11 protein-coding genes are annotated in these 16,665 nt (G+C 68.7%); 5 read left to right on the forward strand and 6 right to left on the reverse strand.

The features are described 5' to 3' along the window. Nucleotides 1-2: 2 nt before the first annotated feature. The 4 genes from U1703_RS17205 to U1703_RS17220 form a co-directional block, all read right to left on the reverse strand. Nucleotides 3-704, reverse strand: coding sequence for a DUF4159 domain-containing protein (locus tag U1703_RS17205; protein ID WP_332786697.1), 702 nt, complete (start codon nt 702-704; stop codon nt 3-5). 16 nt (nt 705-720) lie between these two features. Continuing rightward, nucleotides 721-2,055 carry a TldD/PmbA family protein gene (locus U1703_RS17210; protein ID WP_332786698.1) on the reverse strand — a complete coding sequence of 445 codons (1,335 nt, stop codon included), beginning with the start codon at nt 2,053-2,055 and terminating at the stop codon, nt 721-723. A gap of 11 nt (nt 2,056-2,066) precedes the next feature. Then, nucleotides 2,067-3,701 (reverse strand): TldD/PmbA family protein, encoded by a 1,635-nt coding sequence (locus tag U1703_RS17215; protein WP_332786699.1) that lies wholly within the window; start codon nt 3,699-3,701, stop codon nt 2,067-2,069. 104 nt (nt 3,702-3,805) lie between these two features. Next, nucleotides 3,806-4,060 carry a hypothetical protein gene (locus U1703_RS17220; protein ID WP_332786700.1) on the reverse strand — a complete coding sequence of 85 codons (255 nt, stop codon included), beginning with the start codon at nt 4,058-4,060 and terminating at the stop codon, nt 3,806-3,808. A 265-nt stretch (nt 4,061-4,325) separates the two neighbouring features. On the opposite strand from U1703_RS17220, the gene U1703_RS17225 reads away from it, so the two are divergent. Then, nucleotides 4,326-5,177 (forward strand): alpha/beta hydrolase, encoded by an 852-nt coding sequence (locus U1703_RS17225; protein ID WP_332786701.1) that lies wholly within the window; start codon nt 4,326-4,328, stop codon nt 5,175-5,177. 156 nt (nt 5,178-5,333) lie between these two features. Beyond that, the gene (locus U1703_RS17230) at nt 5,334-7,814 is read left to right on the forward strand and encodes a TonB-dependent receptor plug domain-containing protein (RefSeq protein ID WP_332786702.1); all 2,481 of its coding nucleotides are present in this window, start codon (nt 5,334-5,336) and stop codon (nt 7,812-7,814) included. Between the two features lie 5 nt (nt 7,815-7,819). On the opposite strand, the gene U1703_RS17235 is transcribed toward U1703_RS17230, so the two are convergent. Continuing rightward, a complete protein-coding gene (locus U1703_RS17235) occupies nt 7,820-8,923 on the reverse strand; it encodes a DNA alkylation repair protein (protein WP_332786703.1) in 1,104 nt (367 codons plus the stop codon). A 231-nt stretch (nt 8,924-9,154) separates the two neighbouring features. On the opposite strand from U1703_RS17235, the gene U1703_RS17240 reads away from it, so the two are divergent. After that, nucleotides 9,155-10,396: an MFS transporter gene (locus U1703_RS17240; protein ID WP_332786704.1), complete on the forward strand. Its 1,242-nt coding sequence runs from the start codon at nt 9,155-9,157 to the stop codon at nt 10,394-10,396. 107 nt (nt 10,397-10,503) lie between these two features. Further along, nucleotides 10,504-13,383 (forward strand): DUF2135 domain-containing protein, encoded by a 2,880-nt coding sequence (locus tag U1703_RS17245; RefSeq protein ID WP_332786705.1) that lies wholly within the window; start codon nt 10,504-10,506, stop codon nt 13,381-13,383. 183 nt (nt 13,384-13,566) lie between these two features. Here the strand turns inward: U1703_RS17245 and U1703_RS17250 are convergent, their stop codons facing one another. Next, nucleotides 13,567-15,060: a DUF389 domain-containing protein gene (locus U1703_RS17250; RefSeq protein ID WP_332786706.1), complete on the reverse strand. Its 1,494-nt coding sequence runs from the start codon at nt 15,058-15,060 to the stop codon at nt 13,567-13,569. 131 nt (nt 15,061-15,191) lie between these two features. Between U1703_RS17250 and U1703_RS17255 the strand changes: the two genes are divergently transcribed. Then, entirely contained in the window at nt 15,192-16,532 is a 1,341-nt protein-coding gene (locus tag U1703_RS17255) for a chloride channel protein (RefSeq protein WP_332786707.1), read from the forward strand. Nucleotides 16,533-16,665 lie beyond the last annotated feature (133 nt).

The raw sequence follows: 16,665 nt of genomic DNA on the forward strand, positions 1-16,665 counted from the left end.
GGTCACGCGCTCAGCGCATAGAGCGCGATGTTGACGGCGAAGCGGGTATTGTCGACCGCCAGGAAACGCTTGTTGCGCCAGTCGTAGTCCCATTCGCACCCGTAATCCTTGTTCGAGTAGAGGACACCCAGCCGTCCGTCGATGGCGATGCCTTTCAGATAATCGTGCACCAGATCGTCGCCCCAGCCATTGAGCTCGAGGCCGGTCGGCGGCGGACCGGTGAACTTGAAGAAGCGGCGATAAATGGGGTGGGTGTTAGGCAGTTTCGCCAGCGCGCGGGGCCCGAAGATCGACGCCATCTGTCGCTCGAACGACTTGGCGAACAGACCGTCGATATCGTGGTTGCAGTCGTCGACCAGCACGAAGCCGCCGTTTCGCACATAGGTGGCGAAGTTGCGCCTTTCGGCCGGGTTGAACTCGACCAGCTTGTGCCCCGCCAGATAACAGAAGGGGGCGGTCAGCATCTTCGGATCGGCGAGCGCGATCACATGCTCCTTCGGATCGACGCGAAGGTTCGTATAGTCGATCAGCGCGGTGATCATGTTCGACGGCATCCGCCGGTCGACGTCCCAGTCCCCGCTTTCGTAGCGCAGCCGGGTGAACCAGAAGTCGTAAGTAGGCGCGGCCGACAGGCGCGTCGGCAGCAGGGTTGCCGCCAGCGCGCCCATCAGGAATTCGGCGCGGGTCACTCGCCCGTAGGTCATGCCGCGCCCGCCGTCATCACACCGCGTCGGACAGCGAGGTGAAAGTGAAGTCGCGCAGCCGCATCGGCGGCAGGACCATCACCAGCGAGGATTCGTCGCCCGCCACGCGCACCGGCTTGCCCAGCTCGTCGATATTGTTGAGCATGATCACCGGGCTTTCGTTGAAGCGCAGGTTCTTGATCGGATATTTGATCTCGCCATTTTCGATATAGAAGGTGCCGTCGCGGGTCAGGCCGGTCAGCAGCACGGTCTGCGGATCGACCATGCGGATATACCAGGTGCGGCTGACCAGGATGCCGCGTTCGGTGGTGCGGACCAGCTCGGCGGTCGACTTGGTGCCCCCTGCCATCAACAGGTTGCCGGGACCGGCCACCGGCTGCTTGCCCTGCTTCTGCGCCCAGAAGCGCGAATATTCCAGGTTCTGGACCTTGCCGCCGGTGATGATCGGCCTCTTCTGGCGCGGCAGATAGTCGCCGTCCCATGGCAGCACCGCCGCGCCGGGTGCCCAGGGGTCGGTCGAGATGTCGACCTGCGGCCCGAACACCTGTTCGCCGATCTTGTTGCCTCCGCCCTTCTTGGACAGGAAGCTGCGCCCCTCGTCGGCCGAACGCGCGCCGAAGAAGTTCATCATGAACGAGATCAGGCCCGCCGCCGCCGCTGGTTCCAGGATGACGGTGTATTTGCCGGGCTCGATCGCCTTGGCGTCGACCGAGGCCGAGGCCTTGCGCATGGCGGTGCGGATGTCGGTGCCGGCGTCGAACGCCGCGGCGTCCTGCACATTATGCCCGACCCAGCCCGAGCCGCGCCCGTCCTGGGTCCGCACGGTGCAGGTATAATCCAGCCCGGTCGAGCGCTGATATCCCGAATTGCCCTTGTTGTTGGCAAAGGCGGTGAAGCTCTGCCCGTCCTCCAGATACCCCGCCGCGACCAGCCTGCCCGCCTTGCACGGCTCGATCGAGGCGGCGGCGACCTGCGCTCGGTAATCGGGGGTGATCGCGGCGGTCGACGGGCTGAACGTATCGCTGGCGCGGTAGCTCTGCTTGCCGATCGCGGGCATATATTCGGGATTTTCGGGGGCGAGGCGGGCCAGTTCCTCGGCCCGGCGCACCACGCGCTCCAGCGAGGCGTCGTCGAACTGGTTGATCGTGGCGACGCCCGACCGCTTGCCGAACGCGACCTCGACCGCCAGGTCGGCGGTATCGACGATGCCACTGGTCGACACGCCGTTGCGCGCGAAGCGGATATTGCCGGTGACCGATCCCGTCAGCTGCGCGGTGCAGTCATCGGCCTTGGACATCGACACGGCCTTGGCGCAGATCGCGCGGGCCTGTTCCTCGGTGAACATGGTCATGGATGGATTCCTCAGCCGAGCGCGCGCGCGGTGTTGATGACATTGACGCCGTTGAAGCGCGCCGTGGACGAGCCATGGCTGACCGCCGACACCTGCGATGGCTGGCCCTTGCCGTCGAAGAACGAGCCGCCCAGCCGGTAATCGCTGCGGTCGCACACGCCGACGCACGCGTTCCAGAATTCGGGCGTGCGGATCTGGTACGCCACGTCCTCGATCTGGCCGGTGATCTTGCCGTTCTTGATCTCGTAGAACAGCTCGCCGCCGAACTGCGCGTTGTAGCGCTGCTGGTCGATCGAGAAGGAGCCGTCGCCGATGATGTAGATGCCGTTCTCGACCCCTGCGATCATCTGTTCCGGCGTCATCGCCGCCTTGCCGGGCTGCAGCGAGACATTGGCCATCCGCTGGAACTGCACCGAGGACCAGCTGTCGGCATAGCAGCAGCCGTCCGATGCCGTCTTGCCCATCATGTGCGCCTGGTCGCGGATCGCCTGGTAATCGACCAGCTTACCGTCGCGGATCAGGTCCCACTGCTTGGTCTTCACGCCCTCGTCGTCATAGGCGACGGCGCCCAGGCTGCCGGGTTGCGTCTTGTCGGCGACGATCGTGACCTGCGGGCTGCCATATTGGAAATGCGCGGCCAGCTTGTCGGGGGTGGCAAAGCTGGTGCCCGCATAATTGGCCTCATAGCCCAGCACGCGGTCGAGCTCGAGCGGGTGGCCGACCGACTCGTGGATGGTCAGCCACAGGTTCGACGGGTCGAGCACCAGATCGTATTTGCCCGGCTTCACCGATGGCGCGGTCAGCTTGGCGCGCGCCTGCCTGGCGGCGGCGATCGCATCCTCGCGCATGTCGTAGCTGTTGCCATAGACGACCGCGCCACCCGGCAGGGTGCGCTTGTCGGCGGCATTGCCGTCGAGATATTCGAAGCCCATGCCCCGCGGCGAGGACAGGCCATCGCGAGTGCGGAACTTGCCGGTGGCCTTGTCGACCACGGTCACCGTCATCGGCGCCCAGATACGGTGCACGTCCTGGTCGATGTACGAGCCGTCGGTCGAGGCGAAGTATTTCTGCTCGTTGACGACGAACAGGATCGAGTTGACGAAATTCGCGCCCGCTCCGCTCGCGGCGGCGTTGACGCCCAGCAGCAGGTCGGCCTTGTCCTTGATCGGCACCGCCATCGCGTTCTTGACGATCGGGGTACGCCACGACACCTCGCCCACGCCGGTGACGGGGGCGAGCTGGACCGGTTCGGACTGGATGCGGGCATTGGCCTTGGCGATGGCGGCGGCCTGGCGCGTGGCGGCGGCGATGCCGTCGGGGGTCAGATTGTTGGTCGCAGCAAAGCCCCAGGCGCCACCGGCGATGACGCGGACGCCCGCCCCGGTTGACTCGGTGTTGACGACATTCTCGACATTCTTTTCGCGGGTCACCACGAACTGGCGCAGGTAGCGCCCGACGCGCACGTCGCAATAGCTGCATCCGGCGCTCTTGGCGGTGTTCAGCGCGACATCGGCCAGCCGCTTCTTCAGGCCGACGTCCATCGTGCTGAGCAGTTCCTCGGCGGCGATCGCCCGGCCCGGAAAGGCACCCAGCAGCAGGGCACCCAGGCCCGCGCCGCTGGCGGCCATGAAGTCGCGTCGATGCACTCTTCTATCTCCCCCGCCCGGCCCGTCGCCAGGTCCTGGGCGTTATGGTTGACCAACACAGCGCATCGGTCAAGCGCATAATCGGGAAGGGGAGAAGGGTGGGTCTATCTCCGGTCGGCCACCGGCTTCAACATGGTCGCCAGCGCCAGCCCGGCGGCAAGCTGCACCAGGCCGTAGGCCCGCCGCCGCCCCGGATGTCCGGCGAAGGGGCGGACCAGTCCGTCGACCGCCGCGACGTCCGATCGCCACAGATCGACGTGCCGCGTCGGCTGGAGCAGGCCGAGCAGCCCGTCACCGATCATGAACACCGCCGCCATCTCTGCGGATCGGCGGATGCCGAGGGTTATCGTGTCTTTCATCAGATCGCCTTTCGAAAGCACTTCAACGCGTCGGAAGCGGTCGGGGGGCATATCCACAACGAACCCGCCTTAGTTGCGCGGACCAATCTAAACCCGCCACCACCCCGGCAAAGGCCGGGGTGGTGTGGAGGAAAAATAGAGCCATATGGCTCTGATCGGCTGGTCGCATGGTGATAGTGCCACCTCGGCCGTTCACGACCTGGCTAAGGGGAATCGACGCGTGTCGAACATCACGACGAATAAGACACGGCGCCGGTCCTTGGTGATGGCCATCGGACTGGCGCTGACCGGATGTTCGCCGCTCAAGACCTTCGACGCGCTGGTGCCCAAGGATGGCGGCGCGGCGCGGGTCGCCTCGGCCATCCCCTATGGGCCGGGGCCGCGCCGGATGCTCGACGTCTACGCACCGCGCAAGCCGGGGGTTGGCACTGGCGCGGACCGCCCCGTCATCCTGTTCTTCTATGGCGGCAGCTGGAACAGCGGGACGCGCACCGGCTATGCCTTTGTCGGGCGGGCCCTGGCGGCGCGTGGCTTCGTGGTGGTGATCCCCGACTATCGGCTGGTGCCCGAGATACGCTATCCCGGCTTTGTCGAGGATGGTGCCGCCGCCGTTCGCTGGACCGAGCGGCATGTCCGCGATTTCGGCGGCGATCCGGGACGTATCGTCCTGATGGGGCATTCGGCCGGGGCCTATATCGCCGCGATGCTGGCGGTCGACCGGCGCTGGCTGGGAGAGGATGCCCGCAGCGTGCGGGGCTTTGTCGGGCTGGCCGGGCCCTATGATTTCGCGCCCTTCGACGTCGATGTCGCCCGCGCGGCGTTCGGCGACTGGCCGCGCCCCTCCGAGACGCAGCCGGTGACCTGGGCGGGGGCGGGCGATCCGCCCAGCCTGTTGCTGGTCGGGGGCGAGGACACCGTGGTCCAGCCGCGCAACAGCGATGCGCTGGCCGCGAAACTGCGTGGGGGCGGCGTGCCCGTCACGGTCCGCTCCTATCCGAAGCTGGGTCATATCGGGTTGCTACTGTCCATCGCCCGCCCGTTCCGGGGCCGCGCACCGGTGCTGGACGATGTCGTGCGGTTCGCGAACCAGGTCACGGAGCCGACGAAACACCCGTAATACCCGACATTTCCGATCGGAATAAAAGAGGTGAGATGCGACATAGAAATTCTATGGCCCCATCGCATCGGCACGGCTGTTAAGGCGCTGCCTCCACTGGTCTTTCGCGTGATTGGGGCGCGTGACCGGGCGGTGAGAAAATAAGGATTTCAGGGAATGACTCAGGGTCGCACCATCGCCCTTTTGGGGGTTTCGTTGCTGGCGCTCGGCGCGCAGGCCGCCGCCGCGCAGACGGTCTCGCCGCCGCCGAGCCAGGCCGGTGCCCCCGGCCAGGCGGACGCCGACGCATCGCGCACCGACGATCAGGCCGGGCAGACCGCCCCGGCGGCCGGTGCCGCGACGACGGGCGACGAGGGTAACGAGATCATCGTGACCGGCACCCGCGCCGAGGGGCGCACCCGGCTGGACAGCGTCTCTCCCGTCGATGTGCTGAGCGGCGCGAGCCTCCAGCGACAGGGCACGACCGAGCTTGCCGCCGCGCTGTCGGCCGTCGCCCCCTCGATCGACTTTCCGCGCCCGTCGGCCAATGACGCGACCGATGCGATCCGCCCGGCGACGCTGCGCGGCCTGTCGCCCGACCAGACTTTGGTGCTGATCAACGGCATTCGCGGCCACACCTCGGCCAATCTCAACACCAACGGCACGGTGGGACGCGGCTCGGCGGCGGTCGACCTGAACACCATCCCCACGGTCGCGCTCGACCGGATCGAGGTGCTGCGCGACGGCGCGTCGGCGCAATATGGCTCGGACGCGATCGCTGGCGTCGTCAACCTGCGCCTGCGCGAGGCACGGTCGGGTGGCGGGGCCTCGGTCACGTACGGTTTCTACAACACCCAGGTCGATACCGCAGCCAACAGCCGCAGCGTGACCGGCGAGCCGGTCGTCACCGCTTCGGCGTGGCAGGGGTTCGGCTTCGGGCGTGACGGCTTCGTCACCGTGTCGGGCGAGTACACCAAGCGCGAGCCGACCAACCGTGCCGACATCGACCGCCGCGTGACCCCCAACCGCATCACCGGCCGCTATGGCGATCCGGAGGTCGAGCAGTATACCGGCTTCGTGAACGCGGGCACGTCGATCACCGACAATGTCAGCCTCTATGCGTTCGGCGGCTATCAGGACCGCGACACGCGCGGCGCGGCCTTCCCGCGCAACGCCAGCGCCACGACGACGCTGGCAGGTTATCCCAACGGTTTCCTGCCGATCATCAATACCAAGACCAAGGACATCAATTCGGCCATCGGTCTGCGCGGCGATTTCGGCGGCTACAATGTCGACCTGTCATTCAGCTATGGGCGCAATACGGTCGACTTCCGCACGCTCAACTCGGCCAATTATGCGTTTGGCGCGGCGACGCCGAAGAATTTCTATGACGGCCAGGTCGCCTATGACCAATATGTCGCGGGCCTCGACGTGACGCGCAAGTTCGACGTGTTCCAGTCGCTGAACGTCGCCTTCGGCGTCGAGGGGCGGCGCGAGGGCTATAAGATTTCGGCGGGCGAGCAGGCCTCCTATGGCTATCCCGCGACCGGCGCGGTGGCGGGGGCGGCCCCCGGCGCGCAGGGCTTTGGCGGGTTCAGCCCGGCCAATGCGGTGAAGCGCGGACGGCGCAGCGGCAGCATCTATCTGGATGTCGAGGCGCAGGTCACCGACAAGCTGCTGGTCGGCATCGCCGGGCGGGGCGAGGATTATTCCGACTTCGGCTCGACCGCGACCGGCAAGGTGTCCGCCCGCTACGACCTGACCGACTGGTTCGCGCTGCGCGGCACCGCCTCGACCGGATTCCGTGCGCCGTCGCTGCAACAGCAATATTTCACCCAGATCGCCTCGGTCGTGACCAACGGCGTGCCGATCCTGACCGGCACCTTCCCCTCGGTCAGCCCGGTCGGTACCGCGCTGGGCGGCCTGGCGCTGCGGCCCGAAAAGTCGACCAACCTGTCGGTCGGCGCGGTGCTGCGGTCCGGCGGCTTCGACCTGACCGTCGATGCCTACCGCATCCATATCCGCGACCAGATCGGCCTGTCGGAGAATATCCAGGCGACCGCCAGCCAGCAGGTCGCGGCCCTGCTCAACCCCTATAGCGTCTCGGCGGCGCGCTTCTTCATCAACGGGTTGGCGAGCACCGCCAAGGGCATCGACGTGGTCGGCCATTACCGCGCACGCACCGACGGCGCCGGCACGTTCGACTTCACGCTGGCGGGCAACATCAACACGATCGAGGTGACGCGCGTGCCGACCTCGACCGCGACGCTGAACCCCGCGCCGACGCTCTTTGCGCGCAGCCGCATCCTGACGCTGGAGGAAGGCACGCCGGGCGAGAAGGTGACGGGTACGATCGACTGGTCGCTCGACCGGCTGGGCGCACTGGCCCGCGTCACCTATTACGGCAACGTCAACCAGCCGGGGACGACGCCCGCCGCCGACGTGCTGACCGGCACCCGCGCGATCACCGATCTGGAAATCCGCTACTCGGCCCCGAAGGGCGCGCAAATCGGTCTGGGCGTCAGCAACTTGTTCGACGTCTATCCGCGCGCCACGCCGACCGCCAACAACTCGACCGGGGTGCTGGGCTTCCCCTATTTCTCGCCCTACGGCTTCAACGGCCGCTACCTGTACGTGCGCGCCGGGCTGAACTGGTAAAGGGATCAGGGGGCGAGCAGGTCGAAGGCCGCGCTCGCCATCACCCGGCCGTTGACGAGCAGGTCGACGGCGTGGCGGCCGGGATGATGCCGCCGCGTGCTGAAATCGCGGATCACCTGTCGCGTCGCCAGCCGCTGTGTTGACCCGGCCTCCAGGTCGAAGGTCTTCCATTTGAAGACCTTCGCCGCCGCCCGCCCATGGGGTCGGGCATAATGAACGCGGTAGTCGACGACCAGGCGCTGGGTGGTCTCGGCGTCCGAGCCAATCTCTACGGTGATCGCGATCGCCTCGCCCAGCCGGATGCCGGCCGGGGTGATCGCGAAGCCCTTGACCGTCACCGCCGCATCGGTCCGCGCACCCAGGATCGCCAGCGCGGCGGGATCGCCCTTCTTGACCAGTGAGCGTAGCGCGTGGCGCACGATCCAGGCAGTGTGCGGGTCCGCCATCGACCAGTCCGAAACCCGCGCGACCAGCCAGTCGGGGCGATCCTTGCCGATATCGTTCAGATGGTTGGCGACCGATTTGCGCACATACAGGCTGGGGTCGGCCTTCAATGCCTCCAGGATCGGTGCGGCGAGCGTCGGATCGGCCTTCAGCGCCGCGATTTGCGTCGCCCAGGGCAGGCGCGGCCGTGCGCCTTCACTGGCCAGCCGCCGGACATGCGGGTCGAGATGCCGGGTCCACTCCAGCATCTGCGCCAGGATTCGATCGGGCTCGCGCGCCAGGAACGGCCGGATCGCGAACTCCGCCGAGCCGTACCGGGTCAGCTCGGCCAGCGCGCCCATCGACCGTCCGACATCGTGCAACCCGTGGCGCGCGACATATTCCGCCAGCGCAAAAGCCTGGAACGCATGGGTCAGCCGGGGCGCCATGGCGCACAGTATCGCGACGGCGCGGGCATAATCGCCGGGCAGCGCGACATGCAGCGCATCGGCGATGTGGCGTACCCGCTCCATCACTGACAGCGCCGCCAGGCCCGGCTCGGCGGCACCCTCAAACGCTGCGCGATCGAAGTCCGGCGATGCCGCCACCCCGGCATCGGCGATGACCACCAGCGCGGCGGGCCCCAGAATGTCCTTCATCAGCGGCTGCGCGCCCGGTTCCGTCATATCCGCATCCCATGCTGGCCGGGCATTGTCATCACGGCAACGCCGGAGATAGGCAAGCAGGTGTGCCCGGGGCGAATCCATATGCATGATCGTTTTACGGTCCCTCGTGCCTCTTCGAGGGGAGAGGGAAAGAGGGCGTGGAATGAATGTCGATTTGTCTTGGGCTATGGGATTGGGAGCATGGAGCCGCAACAATGCTGAGCCGTTCGGCTGGCGCATGAAGGAACTGCCGTGATCGAATCGTCGCCGCCGCTGATCGCCGGAACGCCGGGCTATCGCCGTTTGACCTGGGCGATGCTGTTCGCCGGGTTCGCGACCTTCTCGACGCTCTATGCGGTGCAGCCGCTGCTGCCGTTGCTGGCGGCGCATTACGGGCTGAGCGCCGAGGCGTCCTCGCTGGCGGTGTCGCTGGCGACCGGGCCGCTGGCGGTCGGCATCCTGGTGGCGGGCGCTCTGTCCGACCGGTGGGGGCGGCGGCCGCTGATGATCGCGGCGATGATGGCCGCCGCCGTCCTGACGCTGGCGGGGGCGGTGATGCCGGGCTGGTACGGGCTGCTCGCCCTGCGCTTCCTGGCCGGGCTGGCGCTGGCCGGGGTTCCGGCGGTCGCGATGGCCTATGTCGCCGAGGAGGTGGACACCGCGTCGATCGGATCGGCGATGGGGTTGTATATCGCGGGCAGCGCGCTGGGCGGCATGGGCGGGCGGCTGGTCGCCAGCATGGTCGCGGCGGTGGCCGACTGGCGCTGGGCCCTGGCCGCTGTCGGGCTGACGGGGCTAATCATGGCGGAGGCGTTCAGGCGGCTGGCCCCGCCTTCGCGCCGGTTCGTGGCGAGCGACGGCGACTGGCTGGCCCTGCCGCGCGGTGCGGCGCGGCTGTTCCGCGACCCCGGCCTGCGACTGCTCTATGCCGAGAGCTTCCTGCTGATGGGGGTGTTCGTCACCATCTACAACTATGCCGGTTTCCACCTGCTCGGGCCGCCTTACGGCCTGGGGCAGGCGACGGTGGGGGCGGTGTTCCTGCTCTATATCCTGGGGTCGATCAGTTCGAGCATGTTCGGCCGCCTGGCGGGCAAGGCGGGCCGTCGCCGGATCTTCTGGATGCCGGTCGCGATCCTGATCATGGGGGTGGCGATGACGGCGGCGGCACCGCTCTGGCTGGTGATCGCCGGGATCGCCGTCGTCACCATCGGCTTTTTCGGCGCGCATTCGATCGCCAGCGCCTGGGTCGGTCGACGCGGCGGTGCGGCGCGCGGACAGGCGGCGGCGTGGTATCTGTTCTTCTATTATATGGGGTCGAGTGTCCTGGGGTCGGCGGGCGGCATGGCCTGGACGCGTGGCGGCTGGGCCGGGGTGGTCGGCTTCTGCCTGGTGCTGGGCGCGCTGGCGCTGATCGGCGGCGGCCTGTTGTTCCGCGTCCGCCCGCTTGCCGAGAGCGAGCAGGCGCGCCCGGTAGGGCCCGTCACACCCGCCTGACGGCGATCGGCATTTCCGGACGGAGTCGCTTGTTCCGGGGCCGGGGGCGGGTTAGCCTCCGGCCGGTACAGGGGGCGGATATGCTGGCACGGTGTTGGGGACTCGTGGTGCTGGGCCTTGCCCTGATCGTCGGACCGGGGGCTGCGGCGCAGGTCGCCAATCCCGTGCTGACCGCGCGGGCCAACGGCATTCGGGACGAGGCCCATGCCCGGCCCCTGCAATTGCGGCGGCTGGACCTGTCGGTCGAGCAGCGCGGCGGCGTGGTCGAGACGACGGTCACCGCCGCCTTCGCCAATCCCGAGCGCGAGCAACTGGAGGGCGATTTCCGCCTGACCCTGCCCGAAGGGGCGGTCGTCACCGGCTATGCGCTGGATATCGGCGGCCGGATGGTCGACGGTGTGCTGGTCGATCGGCCACGCGCCAAGGCGGTCTATGAAGCGCGGGTCCGCCAGCGTGTCGATCCCGGCCTGGCCGAGGTCGGCGCAGACAATGTCTTTTCGACGCGGGTGTTTCCGATCTGGCCGGGGTCCGGGCGGACGATCCGGGTAAGCTTCGTCGCCCCTGTCGGGGCCAAGGGCTGGCGCCTGCCGCTGGGCTTCGACGCACCGGCCGAGGGGTGGTCGGTGCGTGTCCATGCGACCGGCTTGGCGGGCGCGCCGGTCGTGACGCTGGGCGACGCCCCGCTGGCCATGACGGCGCAAGGGGATGGCTTCCAGGCCGAACGCGCGGCCAAGGGCGTGTTGCCGCCCGGTGCTTTGGCGATCGCACCTACGCGTGTTGCCGATCTGGTCGCGAGCACCCATCGCAATGGCGAGCATGATGTCCAGCTCAGCGGCGACCTTCCGGCGACAGCCGCCGGTGCGGCGGCACCGGCACGGCTGCGCATCTATTGGGATCGTTCGCGCTCGCGGTTGAAGGCCGATACCGCGCGCGAGATCGCGCTGGTCAGGGCGGCGATCACCGACTGGCGGCCCGGCACGGTCGAACTGGTCGCCTTCAACAGCAGCGGTGCGCTTCGCCAGACGGTCGCCACCGCCGACGAGGCCGCCGCGTGGCTGGCCGCGTTGTCCTATCGCGGGGCGACGAGCCTTGCGTCGATCGGCCGCGACGGCCCGGCCGATCGCTGCCTGATGTTCACCGACGGCCGCGCGACGATCGACCGTGGAGCCACGATCGGTGCGGCCTGCCCGATCGACGTGGTGAGCAGCGCGGGCGACGACGACCGGACATGGGCGGGGCATCTGGCCCGCGCGCATGGCGGTCGCCTGATCCTGCTGGACGGCGATCCGGCGGCGGCGGTGGCGCAGATGCGCGTGCCCGGCACGGGCGTGACGGCGGTGGTCGACCGTGATGGACGCCCCGTCCCCTTCGTGCCGTTGCCCGCTCCCGCCGGGCGCTGGTCGATACTGACGCGTGCACCCGGTTTCGGGCCGGTCACGGTGCGGCTGGACGGCGGGCAGTCGATCGTCCGCGCGGTCGAGGGGGCAGGGGTCGCCTTTGACGGGCCCGGCGCCCTGCTGGCGCAGGATCAACTGGCCGAACTGGGCGGCACCGATCAGCGTGACGCCTTTGTCGCGCTCAGCCGCCGTTACGGCATCGCCAGCCCCAGCCTGTCTTTCCTCGTCCTGGAAAGCGTGAACGACTATCTGGCGGCCAAGATCGACCCGCCCGCCACGCTGCCCGCCGAATGGCGCGACGATTATGCGCGGGCCCGCAAGGCGGCGGACAGCAACGACGCCGCACAGGCGCAGCGCCACCGCGAGAATCTGGTGAACGAATGGCGGGAACAGGTCGCCTGGTGGAAGACGAAATTCGACCCCGCAGCGGTGCCCAAGCGGATCGCCACCTCGCGCAGCTTCGACCGGACGGCACCGGGTGGGGCACCGCCACCGCCACCGCCACCGCCACCGCCACCGGCCCCCGCTGCGCCGCCCGCGCCGCCTGCCCCCCCGGCTCCTCGGGTCAGCCCTATGGCGGGCAACATCGTGGTAAGCGCCAGCAGGGCGGGCGCCGAGTCCGGCCCCGCCGCGCCGTCGGTCCAGATCGATGCCTGGCAACCCGACCGCCCCTATCTGGAGCTGTATGACGGCAAGCCCGCCGACTTCGCCGAACGTTTCCGCGAGGCCGAGGCGCGGCACGGCGCGCTGCCCATCTTCTATCTCGACACCGCCGCCTGGCTGGCGAAGCGCGGGCAGATGGCGGAGGCGCAGGAGATGGTGCTGTCCGCGCTCGAACTGCCTACCGCCGACGACACGACACTGGGCATGGTCGCCGACCGGCTCGAGCGGTACGGTGCCTGGGACCGCGCGGTCGAACTGCGCGAGCGGCAGGCGATGCTGGATCCGGACCGGCCGCAGCCGCGCCGCCTGCTGGCGCTGACGCTCGCCCGCCGCGCCAGGGCGCAACCCGCCACGGCGCGCGCCGACCTGACCCGCGCGATCACGCTGCTATACGATGTCGCGATCACGCCGCAGTCGGGACTGTGGGAGGGTATCGCGCTGATCTCGCTCAACGAGGCCAATGCCATGCTGCCGCGCCTGCGCAGGTTGGGCGGCACCGTCGACATGGACCCGCGCCTCGTCGGGTTGCTCGACGTCGATGTGCGCGTCGTCATCGACTGGACGAGCGACGCGTCGGATATGGACCTGTGGGTCGACGAGCCGTCAAGCGAGCGGGCGATCTACAACAACAACCGCACCGCGATCGGCGGGCGGCTGTCGAACGACATGACGCGCGGGTATGGGCCGGAGGAATATATGGTCCATGTCGCGCCGCCCGGCACCTATACCGCGCAGGCCAATGTGTTCGCGCCCGACCGGATCGACCCCAATGGTGCGACCATCCTGACCGCGCACCTGTTCCGCAATTTCGGACGCGCGAACGAAACGGTCGACAGCGTCGATATCGAGTTGAAGCGCGATGAAAAGGGCGCACGCATGATCGGCCGGGTCGTGGTGTCCGCGAAGAAGGGGGCGCCCCAACGGTGATGATGGCCGATGGGCTGGGTGCGGGGTCGAACGCGATGATATGATCGGGGCCCGAGGAAGAATGCCCCTCCCCGTCAGGGGAGGGGTGGATCAAGCGGATGTCATCGCGCTCAAGGTCTGCGCAACCCATCCCCGTTCCGAGGAGCGAGGGCTGTCGAAGCGATCGTGGGGCCTGTCATGGGCTCAGTTCGCAGGGGCCGGTGGCGGCGGGGATGTCCATTCCAGGCGGATCGCGCCGCCGCCCGTTCCGACTTCCGCCCGACCGCCCCGGCTGACGATGGCGTCGGCCACCGCGCGGCGCTGTGCGGCGGTGCCGCCCGCCACCCGCACGGCGCGTTGCATCCGGTCGCTGCCCCAGGCGGCGGCATCCAGCCCGTCGCCGTTGAGCACCCCCTGCACGAAACGGATGGCGGGAAGCGGCACCCCGGCAGGCGGTGCCAGGAGGACGCTCCATTGCGGCAGGGCCCCGGCGGCGCGCATTTCCAGCGCATGATAACCCGCCAGCCCCAGGCCGGGGAGCGCCGCCGCCGTTGCCGACAGGCGACGCTGGCCCGCATCCACGGCCACCGCGCCGGGCGTGATGCCCGCGATCAGCGCCAGGTCGGCGACGGCGCGCTGCTGGCGGTCGAGGTCGCTGGGGCCGCTCGACTGGCTGGCGCGCGCGATCTGCGCGGTTTCCGCCCCATTGTCCTCCAGCGAGACGCGAAGCTGGTCGACATGCAGGTCGATCGGGCGGCCCAGCCGCTGGCGCAGGTCGGCGGCGAGCAGACGGTCGGCCTGCGGCTCCAGATGCGGGGTGAAGACGACCGCGCGAATGCGGATCGGCCGGGCGGCATAGTCGATGTCGAGCTGGCCCAGCCGCGACGTATCCGGAAAGCGTGCCCGGATCGTCTCGCGCGCCTGGCGCTGAGCGACCGATTCAAAGGCGATCTGGCGCAACGCCGCGCCCAGCGGCACCGACAGCGCGCCCAATGCCCCGCAGAACAGGATCAGCTGCCACCCCGTATGCTGGTGCGACAGATGCCGCCCGAACCCATAGACCCGCGCGACGATCGCGGCGGTCAGCGCGATCGTGACCGCGTTGGTCAGGAACAGCAGCAGCGCACCGCTGAAGACGGTCCAGTTGGCGGTCGCGATGCCGAAGCCGACGACGGCGAGCGGCGGCATCAGCGCGATGGCGATGGCGACGCCGACGACCGTATTGCCGCGCCCCCGGATCAGCGCATAGGCCCCCGCCACCGCCGACAGCAGCGCGACAAGCAGGTCGAGCAGCGTGGGCCTGGTGCGCCCCGCAATCTCGCTGGTGATCGTCTGCACCGGCGACAGGGTGACGAACACGCTGGACAAGAGGACCGCGATCGCCGCCCCCGCCAGCAGCGCGGTCGCCGCCCGCCGGATCTCGCGCGTGTCGAAGGTCGCGATGCCGAAGCCGAGGCCGATGATCGGCATCATCAGCGGCGACAGCAGCATCGCCCCGATCAGAACCGCCACCGAGGGCATCAACAGGCCCAGCAAAGAGATCGCCGCCGAAATGACGATCAGGAACGCGTAACGCCCCGACCAGCCCGAATCCTGCGCGATTTGCGCCAGCACCGCTTCGTAATCGACCCCGCCGACCACCCGCATCGACCACCATCGGCGTATCGTGCTGCGTTCGCGCGTGGTTCGTTCCACCATGGTCTGGCCCGTCTGTCGTTGATCCCAGCGGCCCTGCTAGGGGATCGGGACACGCGATGCGACCCCGGCTTGGCCCATTGGCGTCGAACTCGGGTGGTTTTCCATCGCCGTCCGGGTGTAGGGCAGGGGGCATGTCAGCCCGCCATTCGTCCCGCCCGATGATCCGCAAATGGACGCCCGCCCGCTACCGCGCGTTGCTGCGCACCGCCGGGCCGGGATTGGTGAAGTTTCGGACGCGGGTGGCGATCCTGATCGGCGCGGTGGCGATCGGGCTGGCGGCGACAGTCTTTGCCAAGGCCGCCGATCTGGCGGGCGAGGCATTCGGCGGGTTCGCCGCGCATTACCGCTATGCCCCGTTGATCCTGACGCCGGTGCTGTTTGCCGTTCTGGTCTGGATCACGCGGCGGTTCGCACCGCTCGCGCGCGGATCGGGCATTCCGCAGGTGATGGCGGCGCAGGCCGATCCCGAGCGCGCGACCGGCGGGCTGGTGTCGATCCGTACCGTGGTGGCCAAGGCGGGGCTGACGCTGGCGGCGGTGCTGGGCGGTGCCTCGGTCGGGCGCGAGGGGCCGACGGTCCAGATCGCCGCCGCCATCATGGGGCTGACCCACCGCATATTGGGCGTGCCGCTGCGCGGCGCGGTGCTGATCGCGGGCGGTGCGGCGGGCGTCGCGGCGGCGTTCAACACGCCGCTGGCGGGGCTGCTCTTCGCGATCGAGGAACTCGCCTCGGCCTATGAGCAGAAGGTCACGCTGCTGGTCATCGCGGCCATCGCGATCGCGGGCATGGTCGCGCAGTCGGTGCAGGGCGATTATGTCTATTTCGGGCTGATCGGCGCGCACATGCCGATCGTCACCGCGCTGATCGCCGCGCCGGTCGCGGGTCTTGTCGGCGGGCTGGCGGGCGGCGGCTTTGCCCGGCTGATGCTGACGATGGCGACCGGGGGCAACCGGGTGACGCGGTGGAGCAAGGCGCACCCGATCCTGTTCGCGGCGCTGTGCGGCGTCGTCGTCGCGGGGCTGGGCGTCGGCACCGGGCTGACCTGGGGCACCGGCTATGGATCGGCGCGCGCGATGATCGTCGGGGTCGATGCCCCCTTGTGGTTCGGCCCGGCCAAGTTCCTGGCGACGCTGGCCACCGCGGTCGCGGGGTTGCCCGGTGGTATCTTCGCGCCGTCGTTGTCGGTGGGAGCGGGATTGGGCAACCTGCTCCGCTCGGTCTTTCCGGGATCGCCCGCCTCGGCGATCGTGATCCTGGGCATGGTCGGCTATTTCGCGGGCGTGGTCCGCGCGCCGCTGACCGCCGTGATCATCCTGTCCGAGACGACCGCCAGCCGCGGCCTGATGCTGCCGATGTTCGCCGCCGCCTTCATCGCCGACGGGGTCAGCCAGCTGGTATGCCGCGAGAAGCTGTACCACGGCCTGTCGCGGACCTTTGCGATGCGGCCGGTGGATGAGGGTGTGGGGCGGTAACAGGGTTGGTCTGGAATCGCCCACTTGCGGCCTTTGATTACGCCTATATGCTCGCCTCGATGAAGCAATCCGCCGTCTCCTATCGTGTGAAGGATAAGCTGATTATCGGCTATCTCGTTCGCACATCGATGGG

This window comes from Sphingomonas flavida, assembly GCF_036663655.1.
Lineage (GTDB): Bacteria > Pseudomonadota > Alphaproteobacteria > Sphingomonadales > Sphingomonadaceae > Sphingomonas.